This window comes from Lawsonibacter sp. LCP25S3_E2, from assembly GCF_052117285.1.
In the GTDB taxonomy this organism is placed as follows: domain Bacteria; phylum Bacillota; class Clostridia; order Oscillospirales; family Oscillospiraceae; genus Lawsonibacter.
This window is the reverse complement of sequence record NZ_JBQKJL010000083.1, coordinates 1-345: the sequence shown is the minus strand read 5'-3', so window position 1 is coordinate 345 and position 345 is coordinate 1. Positions and strand designations below refer to the sequence as shown.

The following is a 345-nucleotide window of genomic DNA, read 5'->3' as shown; positions in this document are numbered from 1 at the left end:
GGTCATCCCTCCCATCTTCATCCCATTCTGCTCATGGAGTTTGGGGGCGAACAATTCCTGTTCCGTTTGGATGCTCCACTCGTCCGAATTCCAAAAGTGGACATACAATTCGCCACCGTCATCCACGGAGATCTCCCGCTGCTCAAACCCCTCGCACCAGCCATCAGAAGCCTGTCCGGTGATGTACTCTTTTAGGGCAGAAAGTTCCTCTTGGCTGAGTTCTCCGGCGACACAGCATTCCGCCACGCCCCAGAGCTGCCGATCACGCTCCTCCACGGTGAAGACGGCGGAGCGCACCTTGCGGTCAACGCTGTCAGCACCATCATACCAATGCATGAGACCCCG

At 57.1% G+C, this 345-nt stretch carries 1 pseudogene; it reads right to left on the bottom strand.

Annotated elements, in window-relative coordinates:
* A pseudogene (locus ACTQ3R_RS16625) lies at positions 1-345 on the bottom strand (DUF4314 domain-containing protein); the annotation flags it as partial.